The 937-nt window shown below is 63.7% G+C and carries 2 protein-coding genes; one reads left to right on the plus strand and one right to left on the minus strand.

Going from position 1 to position 937, the window contains the following annotated elements; all coding sequences use genetic code 11:
* A partial coding sequence (locus A5692_RS24370) for an acyl-CoA dehydrogenase family protein (protein WP_197514558.1) occupies positions 1–377 on the minus strand: 377 nt, incomplete at its 3' end.
* 54 nt (positions 378–431) lie between these two features.
* On the opposite strand from A5692_RS24370, the gene A5692_RS24375 reads away from it, so the two are divergent.
* Positions 432–937 (plus strand): phosphotransferase family protein (locus A5692_RS24375; protein ID WP_156765872.1); only part of this gene is annotated, 506 nt, incomplete at its 3' end.

A 937-nucleotide genomic window follows, 5' to 3' on the forward strand; every position in this document is an offset into this window, starting at 1 on the left:
CGAATATCGCCGTTGACCAGCGGCTCCAGATAGCGCTTTTTCTGCTCGTCGGTTCCATGCTCGATCAGCGTGAGCATCGTCGCGTCCTGGGGGCCCATGCAGTTCATCGCCCAGGCACCCAGGTGACTGAAGGCGCGCCCGACCTCGACCTGCACGACCGCGTTCGCCAGATGACCGAGGCCCATTCCGCCGTATTCGACCGGAACGAACGGGCACCACAACCCGGCAGCGCGCGCTTCGGCCTGAAGCTCTTTAACGATTTCGAAGAAGGGCCGCGCGCCGACTTGAGGCTCGGCTGGCAGCACAACGTCGTCGATGAATGCGGCGACACGCGTCCGCAGTTGCTGAATCTCCGCCGGGAGCTCGAAATCGATCATGTGACATACGCTGACAGGATTGACAGTAACTGTCAACACCGTTAGCGTCAGTGCATGACTTCGACTGCGACGCTGCTCGACGTCGATCGGCTCGATTCGTGGATCGGGGACCAGTTGCCCGGTTGTGGGACCCCGATGACGGCTGAACGGATCGGCGAGGGGACCGGAACGGCAAACGTGTCGTTCCGGGTGGCGCGCGGTGAACACGCCTGGGTGTTACGTCGGCCGCCGGCGGTCAAGAACCACCCCACTGCCTCGAATACATTGCGGGAGTGGCGCATCCTGCGGGCTTTGGAGGGCACCGACGTGCCCCATCCACCGCCGGTGCTCTACTGCGAAGATGCCGAAGTGCTGGGCACCGAGTTCATGTTGATGGGCGTGGTGGATGGATTCACGCCGGGGTTCGAGCTGCCCGAACCCTTTCTCGGTGACATCACCCTGCGGCACGGCCTAGCGATGGCCTACGTCGACGGACTGGTCCACCTGGCCGCGGTGGACTGGCGACGGCGCGGTCTGGCTGACCTTGGCAAGCCCGAGGGATTTCTGGAGCGTCAAGTGCC

Source organism: Mycobacterium sp. E342 (genome assembly GCF_001667665.1).
GTDB lineage: Bacteria > Actinomycetota > Actinomycetes > Mycobacteriales > Mycobacteriaceae > Mycobacterium.